Origin of the sequence: Amphritea sp. HPY (genome assembly GCF_050870985.1) — a bacterium.
GTDB lineage: Bacteria > Pseudomonadota > Gammaproteobacteria > Pseudomonadales > Balneatricaceae > Amphritea.
Window position 1 is genome coordinate 3,193,009 of sequence record NZ_CP194015.1, and the last position, 25,029, is coordinate 3,218,037.

At 50.0% G+C, this 25,029-nt stretch carries 17 protein-coding genes; 14 read left to right on the plus strand and 3 right to left on the minus strand.

Going from position 1 to position 25,029, the window contains the following annotated elements:
* Positions 1-90: 90 nt before the first annotated feature.
* Positions 91-1,491: a peptidoglycan DD-metalloendopeptidase family protein gene (locus ACQUQM_RS14175; protein ID WP_432470548.1), complete on the minus strand. Its 1,401-nt coding sequence runs from the start codon at positions 1,489-1,491 to the stop codon at positions 91-93.
* A gap of 779 nt (positions 1,492-2,270) precedes the next feature.
* On the opposite strand from ACQUQM_RS14175, the gene hisA reads away from it, so the two are divergent.
* From hisA to ACQUQM_RS14225, 10 genes are all read left to right on the plus strand, one after another.
* On the plus strand, positions 2,271-3,035 hold the full coding sequence (gene hisA, locus ACQUQM_RS14180) for a phosphoribosylformimino-5-aminoimidazole carboxamide ribotide isomerase (RefSeq protein ID WP_432470549.1): 765 nt from the start codon (positions 2,271-2,273) through the stop codon (positions 3,033-3,035).
* A 188-nt stretch (positions 3,036-3,223) separates the two neighbouring features.
* Positions 3,224-3,655: a GNAT family N-acetyltransferase gene (locus ACQUQM_RS14185; RefSeq protein ID WP_432470550.1), complete on the plus strand. Its 432-nt coding sequence runs from the start codon at positions 3,224-3,226 to the stop codon at positions 3,653-3,655.
* Positions 3,656-3,760: 105 nt separating this feature from the next.
* Positions 3,761-4,162, plus strand: coding sequence for a hypothetical protein (locus ACQUQM_RS14190; RefSeq protein WP_432470551.1), 402 nt, complete (start codon positions 3,761-3,763; stop codon positions 4,160-4,162).
* A gap of 61 nt (positions 4,163-4,223) precedes the next feature.
* Positions 4,224-4,655: a rhodanese-like domain-containing protein gene (locus tag ACQUQM_RS14195; protein WP_432470552.1), complete on the plus strand. Its 432-nt coding sequence runs from the start codon at positions 4,224-4,226 to the stop codon at positions 4,653-4,655.
* A 77-nt stretch (positions 4,656-4,732) separates the two neighbouring features.
* Positions 4,733-5,338, plus strand: coding sequence for a GDSL-type esterase/lipase family protein (locus ACQUQM_RS14200; protein ID WP_432470553.1), 606 nt, complete (start codon positions 4,733-4,735; stop codon positions 5,336-5,338).
* A gap of 186 nt (positions 5,339-5,524) precedes the next feature.
* The gene (locus ACQUQM_RS14205) at positions 5,525-5,965 is read left to right on the plus strand and encodes a hypothetical protein (RefSeq protein ID WP_432470554.1); all 441 of its coding nucleotides are present in this window, start codon (positions 5,525-5,527) and stop codon (positions 5,963-5,965) included.
* 85 nt (positions 5,966-6,050) lie between these two features.
* The gene (locus ACQUQM_RS14210) at positions 6,051-6,245 is read left to right on the plus strand and encodes a hypothetical protein (RefSeq protein ID WP_432470555.1); all 195 of its coding nucleotides are present in this window, start codon (positions 6,051-6,053) and stop codon (positions 6,243-6,245) included.
* Between the two features lie 134 nt (positions 6,246-6,379).
* Positions 6,380-6,670 carry a hypothetical protein gene (locus ACQUQM_RS14215; protein WP_432470556.1) on the plus strand — a complete coding sequence of 97 codons (291 nt, stop codon included), beginning with the start codon at positions 6,380-6,382 and terminating at the stop codon, positions 6,668-6,670.
* 64 nt (positions 6,671-6,734) lie between these two features.
* Positions 6,735-7,502 (plus strand): DUF4197 domain-containing protein, encoded by a 768-nt coding sequence (locus ACQUQM_RS14220; RefSeq protein ID WP_432470557.1) that lies wholly within the window; start codon positions 6,735-6,737, stop codon positions 7,500-7,502.
* A 16-nt stretch (positions 7,503-7,518) separates the two neighbouring features.
* Positions 7,519-8,082, plus strand: coding sequence for a peptidylprolyl isomerase (locus ACQUQM_RS14225; RefSeq protein WP_432470558.1), 564 nt, complete (start codon positions 7,519-7,521; stop codon positions 8,080-8,082).
* 343 nt (positions 8,083-8,425) lie between these two features.
* Here the strand turns inward: ACQUQM_RS14225 and ACQUQM_RS14230 are convergent, their stop codons facing one another.
* Positions 8,426-9,208: an alpha/beta fold hydrolase gene (locus ACQUQM_RS14230; RefSeq protein WP_432470559.1), complete on the minus strand. Its 783-nt coding sequence runs from the start codon at positions 9,206-9,208 to the stop codon at positions 8,426-8,428.
* A gap of 121 nt (positions 9,209-9,329) precedes the next feature.
* Here ACQUQM_RS14230 and ACQUQM_RS14235 point away from each other — a divergent pair, with 121 nt between their 5' ends.
* Entirely contained in the window at positions 9,330-10,298 is a 969-nt protein-coding gene (locus ACQUQM_RS14235; protein WP_432470560.1) for a GlxA family transcriptional regulator, read from the plus strand.
* Between the two features lie 484 nt (positions 10,299-10,782).
* Positions 10,783-11,655 (plus strand): DsbA family protein, encoded by an 873-nt coding sequence (locus ACQUQM_RS14240; RefSeq protein ID WP_432470561.1) that lies wholly within the window; start codon positions 10,783-10,785, stop codon positions 11,653-11,655.
* A gap of 118 nt (positions 11,656-11,773) precedes the next feature.
* Here ACQUQM_RS14240 and ACQUQM_RS14245 read toward each other — a convergent pair whose 3' ends face one another.
* Complete coding sequence (locus tag ACQUQM_RS14245; RefSeq protein WP_432470562.1) at positions 11,774-14,128, minus strand: Ig-like domain-containing protein; 2,355 nt, start codon at positions 14,126-14,128, stop codon at positions 11,774-11,776.
* Positions 14,129-15,594: 1,466 nt separating this feature from the next.
* Here ACQUQM_RS14245 and ACQUQM_RS14250 point away from each other — a divergent pair.
* Positions 15,595-17,442, plus strand: a complete 1,848-nt coding sequence (locus tag ACQUQM_RS14250; RefSeq protein WP_432470563.1) for a carboxypeptidase-like regulatory domain-containing protein — start codon at positions 15,595-15,597, stop codon at positions 17,440-17,442.
* 310 nt (positions 17,443-17,752) lie between these two features.
* The gene (locus ACQUQM_RS14255; RefSeq protein ID WP_432470564.1) at positions 17,753-24,997 is read left to right on the plus strand and encodes a DUF7507 domain-containing protein; all 7,245 of its coding nucleotides are present in this window, start codon (positions 17,753-17,755) and stop codon (positions 24,995-24,997) included.
* Positions 24,998-25,029 lie beyond the last annotated feature (32 nt).

Below are 25,029 nucleotides of genomic sequence, written 5' to 3' on the forward strand. Positions count from 1 at the left end.
AACTTCATAAAGGTGCTCTGGCAGTGGCCGGTTATTAACGGCTGAATAGATCTGCGACAAGCGTCATGAATCGCAATTCCAACAACTAAGTTACTCTTGCTGTTTAACCATGGCCAGCTGTTCAGCCATCTGCGCTTGTAATACTGCAACCTGTTGCTTAAACGCACCGCGTTTTTTTCTCGAGATAGTTTGTACTACCGGGATCGGTGCGGTCATTGCGTTCACCGGGCGGTTATTTTTGTGCAGTTCATAGTGCAGATGCGCGCCGGTGGAACGACCGGAGTTGCCTGAAGCAGCGATCTTCTGCCCACGGGATACCTTCTGCCCTTTTCGAACATAAGCCTTATTCAGATGCAGGTAACGGGTCTTATATTTACTGCCATGTTTGATCTCAATATACAGCCCGGCATAGCGATGTTTAATCACCCGGCTTACGATACCATCACCCGCAGCCAGTACCGGCGTACCTTTGCGCAGTGGAAAGTCGGTTCCGTTGTGGGGCCGGATCAGGCCGGTAATCGGGTGCTTACGCTTGGGATTGAAATGTGAAGATATCCGATAGCGCTTCGTCAGAGGGATGCGCTGAAACGCCTTTTCCAGGCTTTCACCTTTAGCATCAAAGTAGCTGTCGTTGAACAGAAAAGCAGACACATCCCGTACCTGACCATCATAGACAAACCCTTCCACCCGGCTGTTACCGGTGTACTGACCATCGACATACTGACGCGACATAACTAACTGGAAGCGATCGCCGGCACGCAGATGGGTACGGAAATTCATGCGCTCTTTGAGCAGGCTGGTGACCGAATACGCCTCCGCCAGTGTGGTACCGGCGCGTTGCATCGATGACGGCAGGTTGCCTTTGACCAGACCACTAAACACTTCTTTGCGATAGCCGCCCTTTTCAATATATTCGGTAAATTCAAAACCGCCTTTTTTACTGCGGTCAAACACCACTTTATAGGTCAGCCCGGAGCGAAATATAAACTGCTCCAGTTTACCCTTTTCATCGTAATTAAAGCCAAGTTCATGACCCGGCTGAATGGTGTCCAGCGCCAGTATGTTGAGATCCGCTTCCATCAGTTTATACAGGGTTGGCTGTGATATCCGCAGGGTATCGAAGATAGTGCTCAGGGTATCGCCCTTCTGCACCACATAACTGATCTCACTTTCCGGTTCAGGCTCGGCTGCAGACAGAGCTTCAGCGGTTATCTCAGAAAAAGCTTCAACGGTTTTCTCAGAAAAAGCTTCAGCGGTGTTGTCAGATTCAGTCGCAGCATCAGACACTGTACCGCTCAGGGACAGGTTGGCAGAAAACTGGCCCGGCGCAGTTGCTACAGCGGAGCTGTCATCAGATAGCGTAATGGAAAACAGAATAATCACTGAGGCACAGCCAAGCATCACCCGATGCAGGGTAGGCAGATGTCCCAGAAACTTCTTCGCACTGGCAGCCAGCTGTTGCAGCTGTGCTGTAAATTCCCCTTTATTCAAACTCTGTCACTCTGGCTGGTAATCGTATGGCCCCGCAGGTCTGCTGGTGTGACAGACCAATCGGAAAATTGTTCCTGCGAATTATGCCTGAAACATAGCATAAATTCCGCAGCTATCACGCATTCTGCGACAACCACATGGCAAGTGAGTTATATCTTTGCTTTCTGCTACAACTGCTTAGCTAGTGAATTACACCTCCTGTTTCTGATACAACCACATGGCCAGTGAATTTATCTCCACTTCCTGATATTACAGCTACAACTGCTTCGCTAGTGAGTTACACCTCCTGTTTCTGATACAACCACATGGCCAGTGAATTTATCTCCACTTCCTGATATTACAGCTACAACTGCTTCGCTAGTGAGTTACACCTCCTGTTTCTGATACAACCACATGGCCAGTGAATTTATCTCCACTTCCTGATATTACAGCTACAACTGCTTCGCTAGTGAGTTACACCTCCTGTTTCTGATACAACCACATGGCCAGTGAATTTATCTCCACTTCCTGATATTACAGCTACAACTGCTTCGCTAGTGAGTTACACCTCCTGTTTCTGATACAACCACATGGCCAGTGAATTTATCTCCACTTCCTGATATTACAGCTACAACTGCTTCGCTAGTGAATTACACCTCCTGTTTCTGATACAACCACATGGCCAGTGAATTTATCTCCACTTCCTGATATTACAGCTACAACTGCTTCGCTAGTGAGTTACACCTCCTGTTTCTGATACAATGCGCGCCAGTTATCTATCCAGTTATGGAGTTATTCCTTTGACCCAGTTTCGTCCCTGTATCGACCTGCACCAGGGCCAGGTTAAACAGATAGTCGGCGGCAGCCTGAACGACCAGGGCGCCGATACCAACTTCGTCAGCCAGTATGATGCTGAATACTACGCCAGCCTGTACCGCAAGCATAACCTGACCGGTGGCCACGTCATCGCGCTGGGACCGGGAAATAAAGAACAAGCCCTGAAAGCGCTCGCAGCCTGGCCCAAAGGGCTGCAATTTGGTGGTGGCGTGAACCATGAAAACGCGGCTGAATTCCTTAGCGCCGGTGCATCCCATGTGATCGTCACATCCTCCCTGTTTGATGGCGGCCAGTTCAGCTGGGACAAGCTGGAGCAGATTAAATCTGAAACCGGTGCCGAACGGCTGATCCTGGATCTCAGCTGTCGCCGTACTGATCAGGGCTGGAATATCGCTACCGATCGCTGGCAGACGGTGACTGAAACTCAGGTAAATGCACAAACCCTGGCTGAACTGAGCCAGCACTGCGCTGAATTTCTGATTCATGCCGCCGATGTGGAAGGGTTACAGGGTGGTATCGACCAGGATCTGGTTAAACTGCTTGGCGAGTCCTGCCCGATTCCGGTGACTTATGCCGGTGGTGCCCGCTCGCTGGAAGACCTGAAACTGGTCGACAGCTTGTCTGGCGGCAATGTAGATCTGACCATCGGCAGCGCGCTGGATATATTTGGCGGTGCAGGCGTGACACTGGCGGAATGTATCGACTGGAACCGGCAGCAAGCGGTTTAACTTTGTTAAGTTCATTATCAGGCGCGGCGATCACTGTCGCGCTTTTTTATATCCTCAGTTTCAGCTCTCTTCATATTACTTTTCATAGCTTTCCTCATACTTTTAGCCAAAACATCGCTCCGTCTGATTGCGATCTGCTAGGGTGAAAGCAAACCGGCAGCGCAGAATTCAGACACACGAGAACCAGCATGAAAATCAGAGCAGCCACGATTGAAGATTCAGCACAGGTTTCAGTACTGATGTTGCAACTCGGCTATCAGCTAACTCCTGTGCAAACCGCTGAGATGATCCATAGCCATCAGAAACGCAATGATGAGGTCTATGTCGGCCTGCTGGATAACCAGGTCCGCGCGGTCATCTCGCTGATCTATTTCGATTACTTCCCCGGCGCGCAACGGCTATGTCGTATTACCGCACTGGTGGTGGATGAATCGTTACGGGGACAAGGCTACGGCACCGCACTGGTCGAACTGGCCCGGGCCAGAGCTAAAGCCAGACAATGCTCAAGCCTGGAGCTGACCACCAATTTTCGCCGTAATAAGACCCACGCCTATTATGAGCATCTCGGATTTGAGAAAACCTCTTATAAGTTTGTTATGCCCGTACCCGCTAACAACTAAACGGCAGACTCAGCTCTATCGCGCCCGACTTGATCAAAGTCGTGTACAGCAGCCGCCGTCAGTCAGAATATAGACCCTATCTTCAGCGATATGGTTAATAGAACAATGTTCAACCTGAAAGCGTTTATTATTGGTTGCATCACCGTAATAGTGGTTGGCCTTACCCTGCAACTGGGGTATGTGTTGCTGGCTTCTTATATCAGCACCGCCGACAGCGGCGACGGCTTCTTCTCTACCTACCAGTCAGAACTCTGGTTTATATCGGCGATGCTGGTGTATGGCCTGACGATGCTCGCAGGCGGCGCTGTCACCGCGCTGATCAGTGGTCAGTGCAAATGGCTGACGCCAGCCCTGGTCGGTTTAAGTACCAGCTTGTTATCATTGCTCACTTCTTCCAGCAGCGGTGATATCACCTGGTTCAGCATTTTAATGATATTTGCCAGTGTTGGCGTTTGCGTTCTGGGTAGCCAGGTTATTCCCAAACGCTGGCAGAACGTTACAATATAAGCAGACAAATGTTGTTAACAGATAAGCACTGCTGACAGATAAGAGTCGACCGGAGCCTAATGTGACCAGACCTTTTCGCCAAATTATCAGGTTCGCTCTGAGCCTGCTTGCCCTGCTAGCCCTGAGTAGCTTTTCTTATGCCGAGTTGAAAGGTGTTACGCCGACACAACTGCAGGAGATGATCGACCGGGGAGTACCGGTTATCGATATCCGCACGCCGCAGGAGTGGCAGCAAACCGGCATTATCCCCGAGAGTAAGACACTGATGTTCTTCGACAGCAAAGGTAATTACGATACCGCCAGCTGGCTGGCAAGTTTCCGTCAGTTAGTTGCGGACGAAAATCAACCCTTTGTCCTGGTCTGCCGATCCGGTAACCGTACCGGTAAGGTCGGTACGTTTCTGGCTGATCAGATGAAAATGAGTCAGGTTTATCACCTTAAAGGCGGCATCAACGACTGGCGTCGTCAACAACTGCAGGTCACTGCGCCCTGATTCCGGCGACTTGCGAAGAATAGCAACGCGACCCTATAATCCGGTTCATCAACACTCATGCATGAAAAGGATTTCGTATGCGACAGTTACTACTTGCTCTGACCTTAAGCTGTTCGATCCTGCTGGCGGGCTGCAATAAACCCGAACTATCCTACCTTCCTGAACAGGCAACGGTACTGGCATTTGGTGACAGCCTGACTGTTGGTGTCGGCACATCGACTGAACACAGCTATCCTGCAGTACTGCAGCGGCTATCAGGCCGGCAGGTAATCAATGCCGGTGTATCAGGTGAAACTACCACCGCAGGGCTGAACCGGTTTCCTTCATTGCTGGATCGCTATTCGCCAAACCTGATCGTGCTGCTGGAAGGTGGTAACGATATTCTGCGCAACCAGAGCCAGCAACAGTTAAAGCAAAACCTGATTGAGATGATCGAGCTGAGCAAGCAGAGAGATATTGAACTGGTTCTGATCGGCGTCCCTGAGAAAAAGCTATTTTCCGACAGTGCACCGCTGTATGCCGAACTGGCGGAACAATATGACCTGGTCCATGACAATGAGATCATCGCAGGTCTGCTCCGCTCCGCCAGCAACAAATCAGATCCGATCCATTTCAATCAGCAGGGTTATCAAAAACTGGCACAACGGATTCACCAACTGATGCTTGATCACGGTGCGCTCTGACCAATACAGCCTGACCACTACCTGAGGCTGTATGACCACGGCCTCGATGGCAATAATAAACCGCCTCTACAACCTATACCCAGAAGAAGTTGTGATCGGGTAGAATCCGCCGGGAATTTTTTTCGCCGGCTGCAGTCACAGCTATAATTCATCTTTACACCCGATTGACAGAACAAGCTGTAAACTATGTTTTTACGATTTACCCTATTGTCACTGCTGAGTTTTTTTAGTTGTTTCAGTGTTGCTCAAACCGTTACCGATGAAGGCCAGCACAGCCTCTCTGTTACCCATGAAAACCTGCAGCAATTTCGCCAGATCTCATTACGCATTCTGGCAGCCTATAAAAGCCAACCACACTATATTGGCTCCACCGGACAGTGGCACCTGTTCCTGAAGAAAGAAACATCCGTTTCTGAAAGCCGTTCCTATTCATCGGTATTCGGCTATAAGATTGCAGTGGCCAGAGCCGATGTCATCAATGGTTGGAATCTTGAAATTCCGGTGGCCCCGGTTAATCCGGAAAACTGTCCACAGATAACCCGGTTCGATGCGCTATACAGTAGTTTCAGCCTGCCTAATGGTGACCTGACCCGACAAGTTTGTGTAGAGACAGCTCCACAGAATTAACCCCGGTCAAAGCCCTGCCAATAATTTGCAGGGTAAGCTAGCGGTTAGCAGTAGTTTTTAAAACCCAGGGCTGAGCATAAATCCGATGAGCAATGACAGGTCGCAATTACTCAAACTCGCAGAACAGATACAGCAGGCCTGCATTCAGGCGGCATTAGAAGGTTATGAGCATGCAGGAATAAGCGGCTTATGCGAAGAGGGACGTCTCGAAGTGGCGATCAGTGAGATGCGGATGCTTGATCTGGACACATTGATTAAACCATTTGATGGCGTCGGGTAAGCAATAAGCAGGTAATCCTGAAAATACACTCCCCGATTACAATTCACTGCGCCGTAGCAGCAGAAATTATTCAAGTTTTGTTCAGCAGCTACAGTTATAATTCAAATAGTTGTATGAAATATCCGGGAAAACATGTGAATAATAAAATCGCGATGGAGCAGATCAACCCACCGAACAAAGCCGGTGTAATTCCAGGCTTAATAGCCTGTGCTCTGGCGGTGGCGGGTATATTCTCCATCGGTATTGTTTTTGTCCCCCTGGCACTGCTGTTTCTATGCTTCGGGTTACTGTTTTCCATTCTTGGCGGCAGCGGTTCTGGAATCGCTTATAACATCCTTGGCCTGATCCTGATCATAGTTGCCACCCTCGCATCACCGGTATTGTTAGGCATTATTGGCCTCAGTGGTTTAGCCTTAAATCTGTAATACATTTTTGCCACGATGACAGATAGCTATGCATCAGTACTAGCCACATCAGGAATTAAACACTATGAAACCTATTGCAATTATTACCCTGGTCGGAGCAACCCTCTGTGCTCCGGTATACGCAGGCTTTGGCGACTTTCTCAAAGACCTCGGTGAAACAGGTAAACAGATTCTGCAGGACAGTGACCAGTCGACTCAGCCTGCTGCCACTACCGACACAGGGCTGGATCACAATACCCTTATCGCAGGCCTTAAAGAAGCACTGGATGTAGGTACCCGCAGAGCGGTGGAAGAGATCAGTAAGCCCGATGGTTATATGAGCAATCAGCTAATCCGCATCCCAATGCCGGACCAACTGGAACAAGCCAGCGGACTGTTACGCAAATTTGGCCTGGGTTCCCAGGTTGATCAGTTTGAACTGAGTATGAACCGCGCCGCGGAAAAAGCCGCGCCACAGGCAACCGAGATCATCGTCGGTGCGATCAAAGAGATGAGCATCGAAGATGCGCAAACTATTCTTAATGGTCCTGACAACGCCGCCACCGAATACTTTCGCGAAAAAACATCGGCTAACCTGAGCGACCTGTTTAAACCATCGATCACAGAGTCAATGAATCAGGTCGGCGTCACCCGCTACTATGGTGAGCTCACCGAGGAAGCCAGCAAAGTACCGATGGTTGGCGATATGGCCCAGAACTACAAACTGGAAGACCATGTCACCGAACAAGCCCTCAATGGCCTGTTTACAATGCTTGCCGCTGAAGAGAAAAAGATTCGAGAAAATCCTGCCGCCCGAACCACTGACCTGCTTAAACAGGTTTTCGGTCTGTAATTTAACGAGGTATATCATGCTGAAAAAAATCATATCCACCCTTATAGTCACGACTCTGGCCCTGTTTGGCTCAGCTCAGGCGCAAGAAGTTAATCCGGTCGTCGTGATGACCACCAGTGCCGGTGTCATTGAGATTGAGATGATGCCGGAACAGGCACCAGCCAGCGTAGAAAACTTTCTTATGTATGTTGAGAAAGGGTTTTACAAAGGCACCATTTTTCATCGGGTGATCGATAACTTCATGATTCAGGGTGGTGGTTTTGATCAGGATATGAGCCGCAAAGAGGCCTTTCCGCCAATTATGAACGAATCCATGAATGGCCTGAACAACGATAAAGGCACCATCTCTATGGCGCGAACCAACGATCCGGACAGCGCCACATCACAGTTTTTTATCAACCTGAAAGACAACGATTTCCTTAACCCCCGTGGCCGTCAGGCTGGTTATGCGGTATTCGGTAAAGTCGTTTCCGGCATCGAAATCGTTGAAGCTATCGGCAAAACCAGCACCGGTGTTGTCGGGCCATACCGGGATGTACCGAAAGAGGCGATTATTATAGAAAACGTAACAGTTAAGTGACCGAACGCCTTAGTTTTAAACGGCAAGTAGCTAGAACGTTGCTTCGCAACTCGCTAGACCGCTGAACAAGTTCAGCTAGCTAGTGGCTAGAAAAAACATATCCGCTTCGCGGATAAAAAAACGCCATCTGGCGTTTTTTTTGCTGTAAGGTATGAATAAAAAAGAGCCGTAGATTTCATAATCTACGGCTCTTTTTTACAATTGTGTAATGTCCGCTTTGTGCTGTAGTTTCAATAAACCGAGCATCTCCTTAACCGTACATTATCCCAAAAGCAGACATTCGTAAGAAGAGCATAGCTTGACTCATTTCGGCACAGAGTGGACATTCTCATCGAACGAGTTTTTAACCTGCGACCCTTCTGAAATAGTTCAGTGTAGTCTCAAGCACATGAGCGTTTTTTTCGCGGTGAGGTACATGGCCACAATCGTTGAGAACTTCCATCTGTACCTTTCCTTTAACACTCTCTTTAATCGTTTCGGGAAAAACGACAGAACCATACTCGTCTGATTCTCCGTGGATGACTAATACAGGACAAGTGACCTTTTTAAGATTCTGGACAATATTCCACCCAGCAAACTCATCGGACAACCATACCTCTGTCCACGCTGATAGAACCCATTCCGATTTGCCATCGTGCCATTTCTTTAGTTTATTGAACTGTCCCAAATTTTGGAACGCTTTCTTGGCTGCCCGTATTCCCTCCAGTGTAGCTTCTTCTACAAACACTTGTGCAGATAAGGAGATCACCCCCTTACATTGTTTGTGAGTAGCTGCAATTAATAATGCCATTGCTCCGCCAACGCTATGCCCACATATGAAGAAACCTGACAGGCCTAATTCATCGCATAGAAGTGGAAAATAGAATTCCGCCTCTTCTGAAATAAACTCTACAGATGGCAGAGTAGCTCTTCCAGATGATTTTCCAAACCCGAGCCGATCATATGCTATGACAGGGCGATTTAGTGTAAAGGCTAACTGTTCGGGAAACTCCCTCCATAATTCTACGCTTCCAAGCGAATCGTGTAACAGGATGAGTGGAGAAAGATGCTCAGTATCGGAAGGTATCCACTGGTGAACAAAAATTTGCCCTTGAGGGATGTCTAAGTAACTCTCAATGATTCTCATATTATCCCTCTCATACTTATATATTATTATGACAACTCCTGTAGGCTAAGAGAAACACGGGATCTATACGATATCCGTTTAGACCATTCTATAGTCTGATCAGACCAAGCGAGGTTAAAAAGTGGATATCACAATAATTGCCTACAGTCGCTGCTGGGCAATGAATGTCATGACCATAAAAGACTTTGTACATATCGCCTCGATACTGGAGAAAAAAATATTCCAAGAAAGTCGTATTACGTGTTCCATCGCAACGGTAGGCGGGAGTGCTGTAAAAAGTGCCAATGGGAGCATCATATGCCCTGACCGCTCTTTGGAACGCATCAAAAAAACAGATTTGATCGTTATACCTGCCATTGAGGGGGGAGGACTTGATGAGAAAATTATCCATGAAGCAGAAATTGCTCGCTGGTTATCTGACCAGCGATCGAGATCAACACCTATTCTGGCACTAAGCACAGGTGTGATCCTGTTAGGAAAGGCAGGGATTTTGGATAACCAGATCATTGCAACGCATTGGGCTTTTCTCGCTCGTTTTCGAAAGCTTTTCCCAAAATGTACCTTTACGTCTCACAGTTCATTCGTTGAATCCAATCACATTTTCACAGCAGGGAGCTTCGTTGGTGGTGTTGACGCATTTCTATATCAGCTTGGAAAGTATAGAGACGACAGATTTTCCAACCTTTGTGCAGCCCATGGACTTATTACCTCACCTAAGCATGTTACGCCTATCCTGCCAGGACGCAGGAATCACCTGGACATGGATATTTCCAGAATTCAGGACTGGATAGAAGAGCATCATAGCGAGGCCATCCTGATTGAGAGTGTGGCTAAACGATTTAATTTTAGTAATACAGCCTTAAAAAGGCGTTTCAAGAAGGCTACTAGCATGTCCTTCACACAGTATATTCAGGCAGTTAGAGTCGAGAGATCTAAAAGGCTGCTCCTTGCTACCGACATGACAGTGAGGGATATCGCTTATTCAGTAGGCTATGAAAATCAGAGTTTTTTTATTCGGGTCTTCAAAAGGGAAACATCGACCACACCGACCAGGTACAGAAATGAACTAAAGGAAATGGTGCAGTCTTAATAAACCTTGTTTTAGTCGTATTACAGGCCAGCTTAGGTCGATAAGAGTCTAACCTTGGCGTGCCGATCTATGACCGCTGTTGGTCGTTAGATGGCTGATTGCCATTCTTGAAAAATCGCCCCTAATGTTTCCTGTGGGTCGGTAACGGTCATAACTGTGCGACCTTGTTAAGGCCAGCCAGAAAAAATCTTCATGACAAATAAAGGAGGCCAATAGCCTCCTTTTTTGATTTTGATCTTCGCATTTTCTAGCCACTAGCAGGAAAGCTTGCTTTCCGTTCTAGCAAGTCGCACAGCGACGTTCTAGCGAGCTGTCATATTTTTTATAGGGAAGTAAAAGTTTACACCGTTAACAAATCTGTACGACTACAGAACTCTGAACTAGGCTAAAAATGTTTTACGAACTATTTAACAGCAGGTAAGCCGATCAGGTTGATTCTGCAATTTTCCAGCTGCACGTTTTTTACAGTAAGCAAGGGGTTCCCATGAACAACACAGCTAATGGAAGCCTGCCTTTGATTCTCCGACTAATACTCCCCTTCACCCTCGCAATACTGCTTATTACAGTACCTGTTTATGCCAATCAGGATGGGGATGTTGATCAGCAACTTGTCGAGCGGATCAAGGCTGAGGTTATCCAGGAATTACGCAACAGTGACTGGTTACAACAAGAGATTGATACCGGCATCCAAAACTATATTACAACTCAGAGAGAAACCAGAGCCAAAGCTCAGGCCGATGCCCGCGCTGAAAAAGAAAGAAGCGCTAACGAAAAAGCCCGCAATGCACGCAGCATCGAGCAAGGACGAGACCATATTTATGGCAACCCGGAAGCTTCGATCAGCCTGATCGAATATTCGGACTTTGAATGCCCCTACTGCAAGCGCTTTCATCAAACGGTTAAAAACCTGATTGATCTTTTTGACGGGCAAGTGAATTGGGTTTACCGGCATTACCCCCTCAGCTTTCATAATCCTGGTGCGCAAAAACAAGCTGAGGCCGCTGAATGCGCTTATGAACAAGGAGGAGATGAAGCTTTCTGGCGCTACACTGACGCCATCTATCAGCGTACCCAATCCGGAGGCAAAGGCTTTGCTTTGGACAAACTCTCACCTCTGGCGGCAGAATTTAGTCTGGATGCTGACGTTTTTCAGGAATGCCTGGACAGCAACAGGTATTCAGATCGTGTAAAAGAGGATTTCGAAGACGGGCAACAAGCCGGAATCACAGGAACTCCAGGCAATATACTGATAAATAATCTCACCGGGCAAGTGCTTGCTAAATCCGGTTCCCAGCCCTTAGAGGCATTTAAGCAGGCAATTGAAGGGATGCTGAAACAGGACGGCCAGAGTAATTAGCCTCCGGCACAGGAAATACCTACATCCACAACTATCGGGGCATATTGCCCGTAACAAGAAATACTCAGGGGCAAACCACCCCTGAGCATTTTGCACTATTAATTGACCATACTTCTATTTAGCGTTTCTTGCCGTTGCCTTTATTACCACCATTGCCACCGGTGTCACCAGTATCGCCAGAGCTTTGCAACTGAATGCTGACACTGGCAGAGGCCGTTTTTCCACCATCACTGATGCTGTATGTGAAGCTATCGCTATTTTTAAAGCGCTTGCCAGGGGTATAAGTTAGCGTACCGTCAGAATTAATAGCGACATTACCTTTAGCACCCTGCGTAACACTAAGAAGAGATAAGCTATCGCCATCCGGATCCCAGTCATTATCCAGCACAGCAATAGTCACTGGCGACTTACTGCTAATCACAACACTGTCGTTGTCGGCAACCGGTGAACTGTTAGTGTTACCTACAGGATTGCTGACAACATAAGTTAATGCCACGCTGCCGGAGTTGGCTCCAGCGGTTGCACTGGCATTAATGTTATAGAACCCGTCTGCGGCACTGGCTGTTGAGATCACTGTCAGGCCTACTGTACGACTCTCACCTGGCGCCAGGGATACAGATGTTGAGTCAAAGTTTGCACTCCAACCACTGGGCTTAGTCATGCTCAGATTAAAAGAGCTGGTACCGCAATCCAGACTATTACGGTTAGTCACGGTTATGCTGTAACTGAAGCTGGTACCGGCGGCAATCCACTCGCTCTGTACCGGGCTGGCACTCAGGGCTGGGCTTTGCTCAGCGCAGCTTTGCGGAGCCATATCAATTGTTACAGAAGCACTGCTGGCATCAACCCAGTTAGTTGATATATCTACACCGGCATTGCCATCATAGTATTGCTGACCAACGGCAAGCGCAGGATCGTACCAGGAGCTGGTCTCCGGCGTCATATCCAGCAAATAACTGGTATTACGGCTGGAATCACTACCGGTGCTGATAACAACACCCTCAGAGGTATTGGTAATTGAATTGAGGCCACTGTCATAACCTGACGGTCGACGATACTGTAGATAGTACCAAGTCTTATCACCGGTTACGGCATCAGTTCCCTTGAGCACTTTCAAAGCCTTTGGCGCCCCACCCTCGCTAGTGGCATAAGTATCCAGATCAAAAGTCCCGCTATTGGAAATAGTGGTAATACTGGATGCATCCAACCAGCCTAACAGTTCCTTCTGAAAAGCATTGAAATGCGCAGATGCACTGCCCATTACACCGGTAGTGTCACCATACTCATAAGTACTGCACGTGTTACCAATAACCACAGATCCACACTCGAGAGAATGAGAATGGTAAAGTCCGAAGTTATGCCCCAGCTCATGGGAAATTGTTTTCCAGCGCATACTGCCATTAATCCAGGTGGTGGATGGCGAACCACCAACCGTACCCAGGCCCGCCCAACCACAGCTACTAAGACGAGGGAAAATAAATACCTGCCGATCATAACCTGACACGTTTATTCCACTGTTCTGGGCCGCCTCACGCGCAGCCGAGGCTATCGCATTATGATCACAACTTGAGCTACTCAGTGGCAGGGTATGCCAACCGAAAACGTCACCATTGAGCCAGGTTTGTTGGTAAGAGTTTTCCTGTATGTGATTATTCGTTTGGTTGAATACTTCGTCGCGAACCTGATCCACAGTCCAGGGCTGGCTGGTATCGTCCTGGAAATTAACCAGAATCACAGCGGTTTTCTGTTCACCAAAAGTACCAGGCAGAGCCGCCAGAACCTCTTGCGTGTTACTGTTATCACCACCGGCCGCCAACGTCACCAGACTGTCAGCCTTGCTGTCCAGCGCCAGATATCCGTCAAGGTCATTACGCTCTGAATTTGCCGATAACAGCAAACCATGCGCGCGAATTTTGCTGCCATTCGGCAACTGTAATTTAGCGCCTGGTGCATGCAGCTCAAAACGCTCGCCAAAGGGTGTATTCAGGAAGTGCGAAAGCTTGTGGCTACCATCTTCATAATCTGCGTAGAAGGTTTCCAGTTCACCTTCTATCTCCAGCGTCTGCTCAAGCATATCCAGCACTGCAGCGGGCATTCCTGCTTGCTTGTTGTTAGGGATCGCATACCGGAAGGCGTCTTCAGGATTGTTTTTTATCAGTTCGATCAGCACCTGCTGCCGCTGTTCAACTTTGCCGATTAAGTTTTGCAGAGCGCTGGCTTTGCCAGAGGCACCCTGAGCCATTGCCCACTGCTTTTGGGCGTTAATAATCTGTTCAGTGGATTCAGCAGCCGCTTTACGCTGGGCAGCCGGCGTTGAACTTGCAACGGCATGGCCGTATTGAGACTCTAAATGATCCTTATGCTGAACGTGCTCAGGTTGTTGTGCGACAACCAGGCTGCTGGCACTGGCAATTGTTGCGCTGATGCCGAGTGTAACCAGTAGGTTTGTTGAACCAAGCCTAAATGGGTGCATGAAAGATCTCTCCAGTTATTTCAGGTCGAAGATCCTCATACAGGCAGGCCTGAGGTAGGTTCTCTCATTCGGCAATCAGGCGGTTCAAACAGAACCCATGACTTTGCGACGCCCGAATACTCAGGCCAGCCCTTTCGTGAGAGGATCTTACTTGTACAATGTTTACTCTTTGCAGGAGGTCTTTTCCTGCGAACGGAGCACTTAAAGCACGCACCGTGCCAAGCTGTACGTTTTTTAACCAGATCAAGTGGTTAGAGATAGTCTTACTTTGCAGATAACCGCTAATGGCTACGGGGAGGTGAGAAAAAAACAATTACTGTCGCAGGCACAACTAAAGTTACTTTGTTCGATAACCCAATACAGGGGTATTAAGCACGGTTTTATGTCTGAATAGCCGGTGAGCACCGATAAACAGTACAATTGAAAATTGTAAGCTCTGTTTAACAGTTTTGTTACCTTAACCAGACGCAACTAATTGAGCCAAACACTAACCAACTGAAATATATAGATAAACAAATGTATCAAAAAAGAGACAAAGCCATGTAAACAGATCGCCAAAGGGCTGTCGGTGAAAAGGATCAATGCTTCCCAGGTGGGTGAGGACTTATCCGGGTTTGTGATACCGTTTTTGATTGATGGCTCAACGAAACGGCCAAAGTAAAATGACCATACTGGTACTGGATAATATTTCTGATGGCGAAGCTCTATCTGCCAGCGCTGTAGCCCAGAGTGTGAAAGGTCAGGCTCAGATAACTGATAACGAAGCCCAGGCCTGTTAGCTGGGTAAACGGTCAAACATAGTATCTGCTTCACTCACACCATAAGCGATGCTGCACAATCAACCTCTGCCAGTGTCAGCATTCAACACTGAAGCTCCGGTGGCAAAGGTAATTAAAGAAACGCCAAACAATGAAATTACAATTAAGAAGGGATCGATTTCATAAGGCTTTTTGTTTTCAAATTCATAAAGAAAATCGTTTAATCCAACAATATATCAAACAGTTAAAACAGCTGTTAATAATCCATTACAATTAAAAATCTATATATGTACAGTTTCATTAACACTAAAAAAACACTGAAAACATTAGTTAACACTAATAACAAAAAATAACGACCTGCTAACCCTTTAAATAAAAACGACTTTATCAATCACAAAAATAACCTTTCCCTTTATAATTTTATAAATTTCAATTTCCATATGTTAATCAAAGTTAACACTTGTAGAAACACAGTACCCAAAACCCTCTCAAAGTTACTAATAAAAAACAAAAGGTTACTCATCATGGCAATAATCTTGCTTTTCTATGATGTAAATCCGAGTTTGATCCGGTGATACAGAACGTAAGCAGTATCTAATTTGCGTTGAGTTTAAGAATTATAGCTGTTTGACCTATCGCTATATGAGGCTTTGCATGAGACCTAAGATCAGGATGCCAATAACGAACTGTAGGAACACAGCCCAACAGGTGTTAAACAACCGTGCATACAGGCAACATGGCTACATAAGCATTCTTAACATAGCTATTTTCATAGCTATCGGAGCACTTTTATACATTACTTTCAGCATATTTTCTGGGTTCTTATATAATAGCGCGACTCCTTATACAGCCTCTCACCAGGTACATTCCGCAATATCCAGAACTGATAATCAGATAGATAATCAGATAGATAGTAGCAACAATTCAGTTGACGTGATTTATTCATCGTATAAAAACGGAAGTAATCAAACCTCCTCTGGTTACAATTTACAGTCCAGGTCAAATGATCGAGCTCAGCAGCAGCTATCGGCAGCAGAATATACAAATAATCCTGAATCACAGGCACCCGTCAAATATCACGACAAATCATCCCAGGGCACAGTTAATAGCCGGTCTTCAAGGCTAAACAGAAACACTCAGGCAGCATCACAAACCAATGCCGATAATAATCCGTCCAAGATTGGCGCTTATGGTAGTTATTCAATTTCAGGGCAGGTTATCGATCAAATGGGCTGGCCGGTTTCAGGCATAGAGGTGATTGCAAAAGTCAGTCGTATTTTCGACGAACAGACTGCAGAAAAACTCACTCCGGGTACTTTAGTACAAAGCTCGATCACCAATAGTTCAGGCACTTTCCATCTGCCCACGCTTGCCGAAGGTGAATATAAAGTCGAGACCGTTATCAGTGATTACTACCCCTCACCAGCCAGCCTCACCACCCGCACAGGTATCGAAAACGTTAAATTGGTGCTGACTGAACAACGCACAATTTTAATATATGGAACAGTTGAAAATGCAGCAGGAGAGCCGCTATCCGGCGTTGAGATTGTACCGTTTTCGAATCCGGATCTTGCGATCTTTACCAATCGTGATGGCTATTACAACCTCAATATAAATGTTAAGGGAAATGCAGGTTATACCCTCCAGTTCTGGGCTGATGGTTATCAGGAGCAGCTGCTCCGTCTCAGCAGTATGGAAACACAAAAAGTAACTGAAATCGAAAGAAGTATTACGCTCAAGCCGGATAAAAACCTGGTTAGTGTCTCGGGCTCTTTAAGCAGTTCCGGCTCAGCCATATCAGGCGAACGGGTCTATCTGAAATCCTCATCGACTAAACGTAAGTTCAGCGGTGTCACAGACAGTTCCGGAAAGTTCACCATGGCAAACGTCGAAGCAGGCAATGATTATATCCTTTGGGTTTCACCGCAGGGCCCGTACGAACTCTATAGACAGAATCAAGTTATCGTCCCTGTTGATGGTCTGAGTAACCTGGCGATTAACCTTAAGCCAATGGGGGTAGGTAATCTTACCGGCCAGATGATCGATCTTAACGGCAATCCTGTACCCAATTTCACCCTGTTTCTACGCAGCAAAAGCTCGTCCAGCAGCCTTGTCACAGTGACCGGTAATAGCGCTGGCTACTTCACCGCCGAAAGCGTTCCCAAAGGCGAACTTGTTCTGGGGACATCTTCACTTCCTAAGTTAAATGTAAGCGGAATCATGCTTCAGGATGGTGATGAAAAGGAGGTCGAGTTAATTCTCGATATTGGCAGCTATCAGCTTCTTGGACAGATTACAGATAACTATGGCGATCCGATTCCCGCTGCCAATGTAGTACTTAGCTGGGTATACCGGGACAACGGTATAACTTATGAATCAATTCACAAATCGACATCAACTTCTAATGGAGATTTCAGATTTTCCCAGCTTGGGCCAGGAGAGCGCACACTGAGCATCGCAGCGCCGGGCTATGAGCCGGCCAATATTCTATACGGTGCCGGTATATCCGGCGAACAAACGGTTTCAGTTCAGCTTGAACCAAAAGCTGGGGGATGATGCATCACAAAACATAACCGAATTTAACACAGACTCATAAAGACGGTAGCAGCACAATTGTAGTGGGGAATTAGCAACACAGCCCCCCCAAAAGCACCACCGTCAGGGGCCTGATTCAGAAACAATTAAACAGGCTAAAACACGTTTTAAAATATTTTTTTCAATCACGTTCGGTGTTCTCACAAGCAGTTTCAGGTGGGAAGCCAAAACTAACAGGTGAGACTGGTTTGTTTCACTTACCCATAAAACAACAAACGACAAAGCCCCACCGCAGATGTATCGCGGCGAGTGAAATACGAGGGGATTCATAATGAATAATCAATCAATAACTTCAGGCTGTTGGCACCAGCTAAGGCAGACGGCAGTGTACAGTTTGCTGTTCCTCTGCATGCTTTTTGGTGCACAGACGGCCATGGCCGACAATAATGGTAACCCGGATATCATGCCAGATATCGGCTGTATGGAGGACGTTGCCGGCTTCGGTCTGAACTGTACCGCCAACGATATCCAGCTAGCGGATGTCACGAATGTAGATGTTCTCGATGACGGTTGTGCCTATCCGGGTGACGACGTTACTTTTACCGCAGACTTTGAAGTCCTGCTGACAGCCCAGGCACGTCATGATATAGGTATCTGGTTTGCCCAGGATGGCGGTGACGCCCTCACCGGCACCTGTACCGCGGTTACACCAGCCTATGCGCCGGATCCGCCCTGGCTGGATCTTGATGGCACCGGTGATACCTTCCCTGATACCAACGTGGTTTCAAATATACAGGATACTTGCGGTGATATAGACGACGATCACAACCCGCAATTTCCAAGGGTCACTCTCACCGTTCAATGTCTGGACTCAGACGGTAATGGACTGCTTGATATACCTAACTGTACTAGCTGGCGTCAACCTGGCGCAAATGATCTCTGTACCGGTCCCGAAGGGGCATACCCAGGATCACCTTCCAAGTGCCGCTGCGCTTCTATAGAAGTGCCAATTGAAGTACCTGATAAATTTATTGAGGTAGTCAAGGTATTAAGTCCAGCTGAAGATGGTGGTCTGTTTAATCTATTGATCGACGGAAATCCTGAAGCCACTGATGTAGGCCATAATGGTACAACCGGACGGGTAGAAGTCGTTGAAGGCCTCCATACTGTTAGTGAGGTGGCTGGTAGCGGAACGGATCTATTGTTCTATGATACAGCTATCAGCTGTGTAGACCGTTCGGCGAATAGCCATCCAACTGTAGACTGTCCGGATTGTACTTCACTAAATGTAAACATACCGGTGAGCGGGGCAGATTATCTCTGTACCATCACCAATACCCTGGCTCTACGGGCACCGGACTTCACTGTTGTCAAAACCAATAATGCGGATGGCGATAGCTTATTTACAGATACCGAGACAGTACCGTTCAGTGCCGTTTATCCGGTAACGGTCCCCTATAAGCTGGAGATCACAAACAATGATTCATTGTTTGCTTTTACAATCGATAATCTTACGGACGATAAGCATAACACCGAGATGTTAGCAGGCTGCTCAGGCTTGCTTGGCCAGGTTGTTGCTCCGCTTGGAACTGTTGACTGTACCTTCAATGTTATGTTCGACAATGCCAACCTTGGATCAATTACCAATCTCCTGACTGTATTCGTCATCAATGGATTGGGACCTTTTAATGACGCTGATGACTCGACGGTAATCTTTGAACAGGATCCGTCCATTAATATCGTTAAGAGTTCCAATGCCACCGGCACCAACGCCGTGGGTGACACTATCACCTACACCTATGATGTCGAGAACACCGGTAATGTGACGCTGACCAACCTGCAGGTCACCGACCCGCACAGCGGTCTGAGCGCGATCAGCTGTAGTCCGATTGCCCAGGGTGGCACCATGGCACCGGGTGATACTACCCAGTGCTCCGCCACCTACACGGTCACTCAGGCTGACGTCGATGCCGGACAGATCGATAACACCGGTACCGCCACCGGCACGCCGCCGAGCGGTCCTGATGTTACCGATGACGATCCACTGACCGAACCGGTCGCACGGAATCCGGCCATCGATATCGTGAAGAGCTCCGATGCCACCGGCACCAATGGCGTAGGCGATACCATCACCTACACCTACGATGTCGAGAACACCGGTAATGTCACCCTCACCAACCTGCAGGTCACCGACCCGCACAGCGGTCTGAGTGCCATCAGCTGTAGTCCGATTGCTCAGGGCGGCACCATGGCGCCGGGCGATACGACCCAATGTACCGCCACCTACACCGTCACCCAGGCGGATGTGGATGCCGGAGAGATCGATAACATCGGTACTGCCACCGGTACCCCTCCGATCGGTGATGACGTCTCCGACGACGATCCGCTCAATGAACCGGTTGCACAGACTCCGGCCATCGATATCGTGAAGAGCTCCGATGCCACCGGCACCAATGGCGTAGGCGATACCATCACCTACACCTACGATGTCGAGAACACCGGTAATGTCACCCTCACCAACCTGCAGGTCACCGACCCGCACAGCGGTCTGAGTGCCATCAGCTGTAGTCCGATTGCTCAGGGCGGCACCATGGCGCCGGGCGATACGACCCAATGTACCGCCACCTACACCGTCACCCAGGCGGATGTGGATGCCGGAGAGATCGATAACATCGGTACTGCCACCGGTACCCCTCCGATCGGTGATGACGTCTCCGACGACGATCCGCTCAATGAACCGGTTGCACAGACTCCGGCCATCGATATCGTGAAGAGCTCCGATGCCACCGGCACCAATGGCGTAGGCGATACCATCACCTACACCTACGATGTCGAGAACACCGGTAATGTCACCCTCACCAACCTGCAGGTCACCGACCCGCACAGCGGTCTGAGTGCCATCAGCTGTAGTCCGATTGCTCAGGGCGGCACCATGGCGCCGGGCGATACGACCCAATGTACCGCCACCTACACCGTCACCCAGGCGGATGTGGATGCCGGAGAGATCGATAACATCGGTACTGCCACCGGTACCCCTCCGATCGGTGATGACGTCTCCGACGACGATCCGCTCAATGAACCGGTTGCACAGACTCCGGCCATCGATATCGTGAAGAGCTCCGATGCCACCGGCACCAATGGCGTAGGCGATACCATCACCTACACCTACGATGTCGAGAACACCGGTAATGTCACCCTCACCAACCTGCAGGTCACCGACCCGCACAGCGGTCTGAGTGCCATCAGCTGTAGTCCGATTGCTCAGGGCGGCACCATGGCGCCGGGCGATACGACCCAATGTACCGCCACCTACACCGTCACCCAGGCGGATGTGGATGCCGGAGAGATCGATAACATCGGTACTGCCACCGGTACCCCTCCGATCGGTGATGACGTCTCCGACGACGATCCGCTCAATGAACCGGTTGCACAGACTCCGGCCATCGATATCGTGAAGAGCTCCGATGCCACCGGCACCAATGGCGTAGGCGATACCATCACCTACACCTACGATGTCGAGAACACCGGTAATGTCACCCTCACCAACCTGCAGGTCACCGACCCGCACAGCGGTCTGAGTGCCATCAGCTGTAGTCCGATTGCTCAGGGCGGCACCATGGCGCCGGGCGATACGACCCAATGTACCGCCACCTACACCGTCACCCAGGCGGATGTGGATGCCGGAGAGATCGATAACATCGGTACTGCCACCGGTACCCCTCCGATCGGTGATGACGTCTCCGACGACGATCCGCTCAATGAACCGGTTGCACAGACTCCGGCCATCGATATCGTGAAGAGCTCCGATGCCACCGGCACCAATGGCGTAGGCGATACCATCACCTACACCTACGATGTCGAGAACACCGGTAATGTCACCCTCACCAACCTGCAGGTCACCGACCCGCACAGCGGTCTGAGTGCCATCAGCTGTAGTCCGATTGCTCAGGGCGGCACCATGGCGCCGGGCGATACGACCCAATGTACCGCCACCTACACCGTCACCCAGGCGGATGTGGATGCCGGAGAGATCGATAACATCGGTACTGCCACCGGTACCCCTCCGATCGGTGATGACGTCTCCGACGACGATCCGCTCAATGAACCGGTTGCACAGACTCCGGCCATCGATATCGTGAAGAGCTCCGATGCCACCGGCACCAATGGCGTAGGCGATACCATCACCTACACCTACGATGTCGAGAACACCGGTAATGTCACCCTCACCAACCTGCAGGTCACCGACCCGCACAGCGGTCTGAGTGCCATCAGCTGTAGTCCGATTGCTCAGGGCGGCACCATGGCGCCGGGCGATACGACCCAATGTACCGCCACCTACACCGTCACCCAGGCGGATGTGGATGCCGGAGAGATCGATAACATCGGTACTGCCACCGGTACCCCTCCGATCGGTGATGACGTCTCCGACGACGATCCGCTCAATGAACCGGTTGCACAGACTCCGGCCATCGATATCGTGAAGAGCTCCGATGCCACCGGCACCAATGGCGTAGGCGATACCATCACCTACACCTACGATGTCGAGAACACCGGTAATGTCACCCTCACCAACCTGCAGGTCACCGACCCGCACAGCGGTCTGAGTGCCATCAGCTGTAGTCCGATTGCTCAGGGCGGCACCATGGCGCCGGGCGATACGACCCAATGTACCGCCACCTACACCGTCACCCAGGCGGATGTGGATGCCGGAGAGATCGATAACATCGGTACTGCCACCGGTACCCCTCCGATCGGTGATGACGTCTCCGACGACGATCCGCTCAATGAACCGGTTGCACAGACTCCGGCCATCGATATCGTGAAGAGCTCCGATGCCACCGGCACCAACGAGGTAGGCGATACCATCACCTACACCTACGATGTCGAGAACACCGGTAATGTCACCCTCACCAACCTGCAGGTCACCGACCCGCACAGCGGTCTGAGTGCCATCAGCTGTAGTCCGATTGCTCAGGGCGGCACCATGGCGCCGGGCGATACGACCCAATGTACCGCCACCTACACCGTCACCCAGGCGGATGTGGATGCCGGAGAGATCGATAACATCGGTACTGCCACCGGTACCCCTCCGATCGGTGATGACGTCTCCGACGACGATCCGCTCAATGAACCGGTTGCACAGACTCCGGCCATCGATATCGTGAAGAGCTCCGATGCCACCGGCACCAATGGCGTAGGCGATACCATCACCTACACCTACGATGTCGAGAACACCGGTAATGTCACCCTCACCAACCTGCAGGTCACCGACCCGCACAGCGGTCTGAGTGCCATCAGCTGTAGTCCGATTGCTCAGGGCGGCACCATGGCGCCGGGCGATACGACCCAATGTACCGCCACCTACACCGTCACCCAGGCGGATGTGGATGCCGGAGAGATCGATAACATCGGTACTGCCACCGGTACCCCTCCGATCGGTGATGACGTCTCCGACGACGATCCGCTCAATGAACCGGTTGCACAGACTCCGGCCATCGATATCGTGAAGAGCTCCGATGCCACCGGCACCAATGGCGTAGGCGATACCATCACCTACACCTACGATGTCGAGAACACCGGTAATGTCACCCTCACCAACCTGCAGGTCACCGACCCGCACAGCGGTCTGAGTGCCATCAGCTGTAGTCCGATTGCTCAGGGCGGCACCATGGCGCCGGGCGATACGACCCAATGTACCGCCACCTACACCGTCACCCAGGCGGATGTGGATGCCGGAGAGATCGATAACATCGGTACTGCCACCGGTACCCCTCCGATCGGTGATGACGTCTCCGACGACGATCCGCTCAATGAACCGGTTGCACAGACTCCGGCCATCGATATCGTGAAGAGCTCCGATGCCACCGGCACCAACGAGGTAGGCGATACCATCACCTACACCTACGATGTCGAGAACACCGGTAATGTCACCCTCACCAACCTGCAGGTCACCGACCCGCACAGCGGTCTGAGTGCCATCAGCTGTAGTCCGATTGCTCAGGGCGGCACCATGGCGCCGGGCGATACGACCCAATGTACCGCCACCTACACCGTCACCCAGGCGGATGTGGATGCCGGAGAGATCGATAACATCGGTACTGCCACCGGTACCCCTCCGATCGGTGATGACGTCTCCGACGACGATCCGCTCAATGAACCGGTTGCACAGACTCCGGCCATCGATATCGTGAAGAGCTCCGATGCCACCGGCACCAATGGCGTAGGCGATACCATCACCTACACCTACGATGTCGAGAACACCGGTAATGTCACCCTCACCAACCTGCAGGTCACCGACCCGCACAGCGGTCTGAGTGCCATCAGCTGTAGTCCGATTGCTCAGGGCGGCACCATGGCGCCGGGCGATACGACCCAATGTACCGCCACCTACACCGTCACCCAGGCGGATGTGGATGCCGGAGAGATCGATAACATCGGTACTGCCACCGGTACCCCTCCGATCGGTGATGACGTCTCCGACGACGATCCGCTCAATGAACCGGTTGCACAGACTCCGGCCATCGATATCGTGAAGAGCTCCGATGCCACCGGCACCAATGAGGTAGGCGATACCATCACCTACACCTACGATGTCGAGAACACCGGTAATGTCACCCTCACCAACCTGCAGGTCACCGACCCGCACAGCGGTCTGAGTGCCATCAGCTGTAGTCCGATTGCTCAGGGCGGCACCATGGCGCCGGGCGATACGACCCAATGTACCGCCACCTACACCGTCACCCAGGCGGATGTGGATGCCGGAGAGATCGATAACATCGGTACTGCCACCGGTACCCCTCCGATCGGTGATGACGTCTCCGACGACGATCCGCTCAATGAACCGGTTGCACAGACTCCGGCCATCATGGCCGACAAGGTGTTCCTGTCTATCGTTAATGATGCTGACGGTAATGGTCTGATCTCCAGTGGCGATACCATCGCCTACCGGATCACGGCAACCAACATCGGCAATATTACGCTGAATACCGTTACCGTAGATGACGATCTGACCATGACCGAGAATGCACCTTGTGCTGCATCCCTGGCGCCGGGAGAGAGTTGTTCTGTCGATGTGACCTATGACGTACTCGACACAGATCCCGGTCCGGTTGAAAACATCGGTACGGTCACTGGCCAGTGTACCCATGCGGATTGTCCGGTTTCAGATACTGATCCGGAACTTGTACTGGTGTGGGGCGATGTTTGCGAAAACGCCAAGCCAACCAGCCTCACTATGCTGTATGAAGGCGATAACGATTCTGATCACAGTCAGGACGGAAACGAGGTCATTATCGACGGTGATTCCATGGGTGTCGATCCGGCCTACATTATCGTTGAGGACCACAGGGGCAGAACCCAGTTCAGTGGTTATGTCGATCTCAATGATATCTTCATTGTCGGCGGCAGCAAGAAGCGGATCTCGCCTCGCCATGCGTTCTTTATCTACGATGAAAAGCCTGGCGGAAACACCCAAGGTACGCTGAAAGAAACCGTGCAGTTCCACACTTCCTGTTCTCAGGATCTGTTTATCGGCGATGAGTTTGGTAGTTTAACTGTCTTCGATTCAACCGACTAAAAAGAGGTAGTATCATAAATAACCGGATGGCT

What these genes read in the sequence shown, in the direction of transcription:
- ACQUQM_RS14185 (WP_432470550.1), top strand. Translation starts at nt 3,224, where the DNA reads ATGAAAATCAGAGCAGCCACGATTGAAGATTCAGCACAGGTTTCAGTA.
- ACQUQM_RS14210 (WP_432470555.1), top strand. Translation starts at nt 6,051, where the DNA reads ATGAGCAATGACAGGTCGCAATTACTCAAACTCGCAGAACAGATACAG.
- ACQUQM_RS14225 (WP_432470558.1), top strand. Translation starts at nt 7,519, where the DNA reads ATGCTGAAAAAAATCATATCCACCCTTATAGTCACGACTCTGGCCCTG.
- ACQUQM_RS14240 (WP_432470561.1), top strand. Translation starts at nt 10,783, where the DNA reads ATGAACAACACAGCTAATGGAAGCCTGCCTTTGATTCTCCGACTAATA.
- ACQUQM_RS14245 (WP_432470562.1), bottom strand. Translation starts at nt 14,128, where the DNA reads ATGCACCCATTTAGGCTTGGTTCAACAAACCTACTGGTTACACTCGGC.
- ACQUQM_RS14190 (WP_432470551.1), top strand. Translation starts at nt 3,761, where the DNA reads ATGTTCAACCTGAAAGCGTTTATTATTGGTTGCATCACCGTAATAGTG.
- ACQUQM_RS14255 (WP_432470564.1), top strand. Translation starts at nt 17,753, where the DNA reads ATGAATAATCAATCAATAACTTCAGGCTGTTGGCACCAGCTAAGGCAG.
- ACQUQM_RS14220 (WP_432470557.1), top strand. Translation starts at nt 6,735, where the DNA reads ATGAAACCTATTGCAATTATTACCCTGGTCGGAGCAACCCTCTGTGCT.
- ACQUQM_RS14200 (WP_432470553.1), top strand. Translation starts at nt 4,733, where the DNA reads ATGCGACAGTTACTACTTGCTCTGACCTTAAGCTGTTCGATCCTGCTG.
- ACQUQM_RS14205 (WP_432470554.1), top strand. Translation starts at nt 5,525, where the DNA reads ATGTTTTTACGATTTACCCTATTGTCACTGCTGAGTTTTTTTAGTTGT.
- ACQUQM_RS14230 (WP_432470559.1), bottom strand. Translation starts at nt 9,208, where the DNA reads ATGAGAATCATTGAGAGTTACTTAGACATCCCTCAAGGGCAAATTTTT.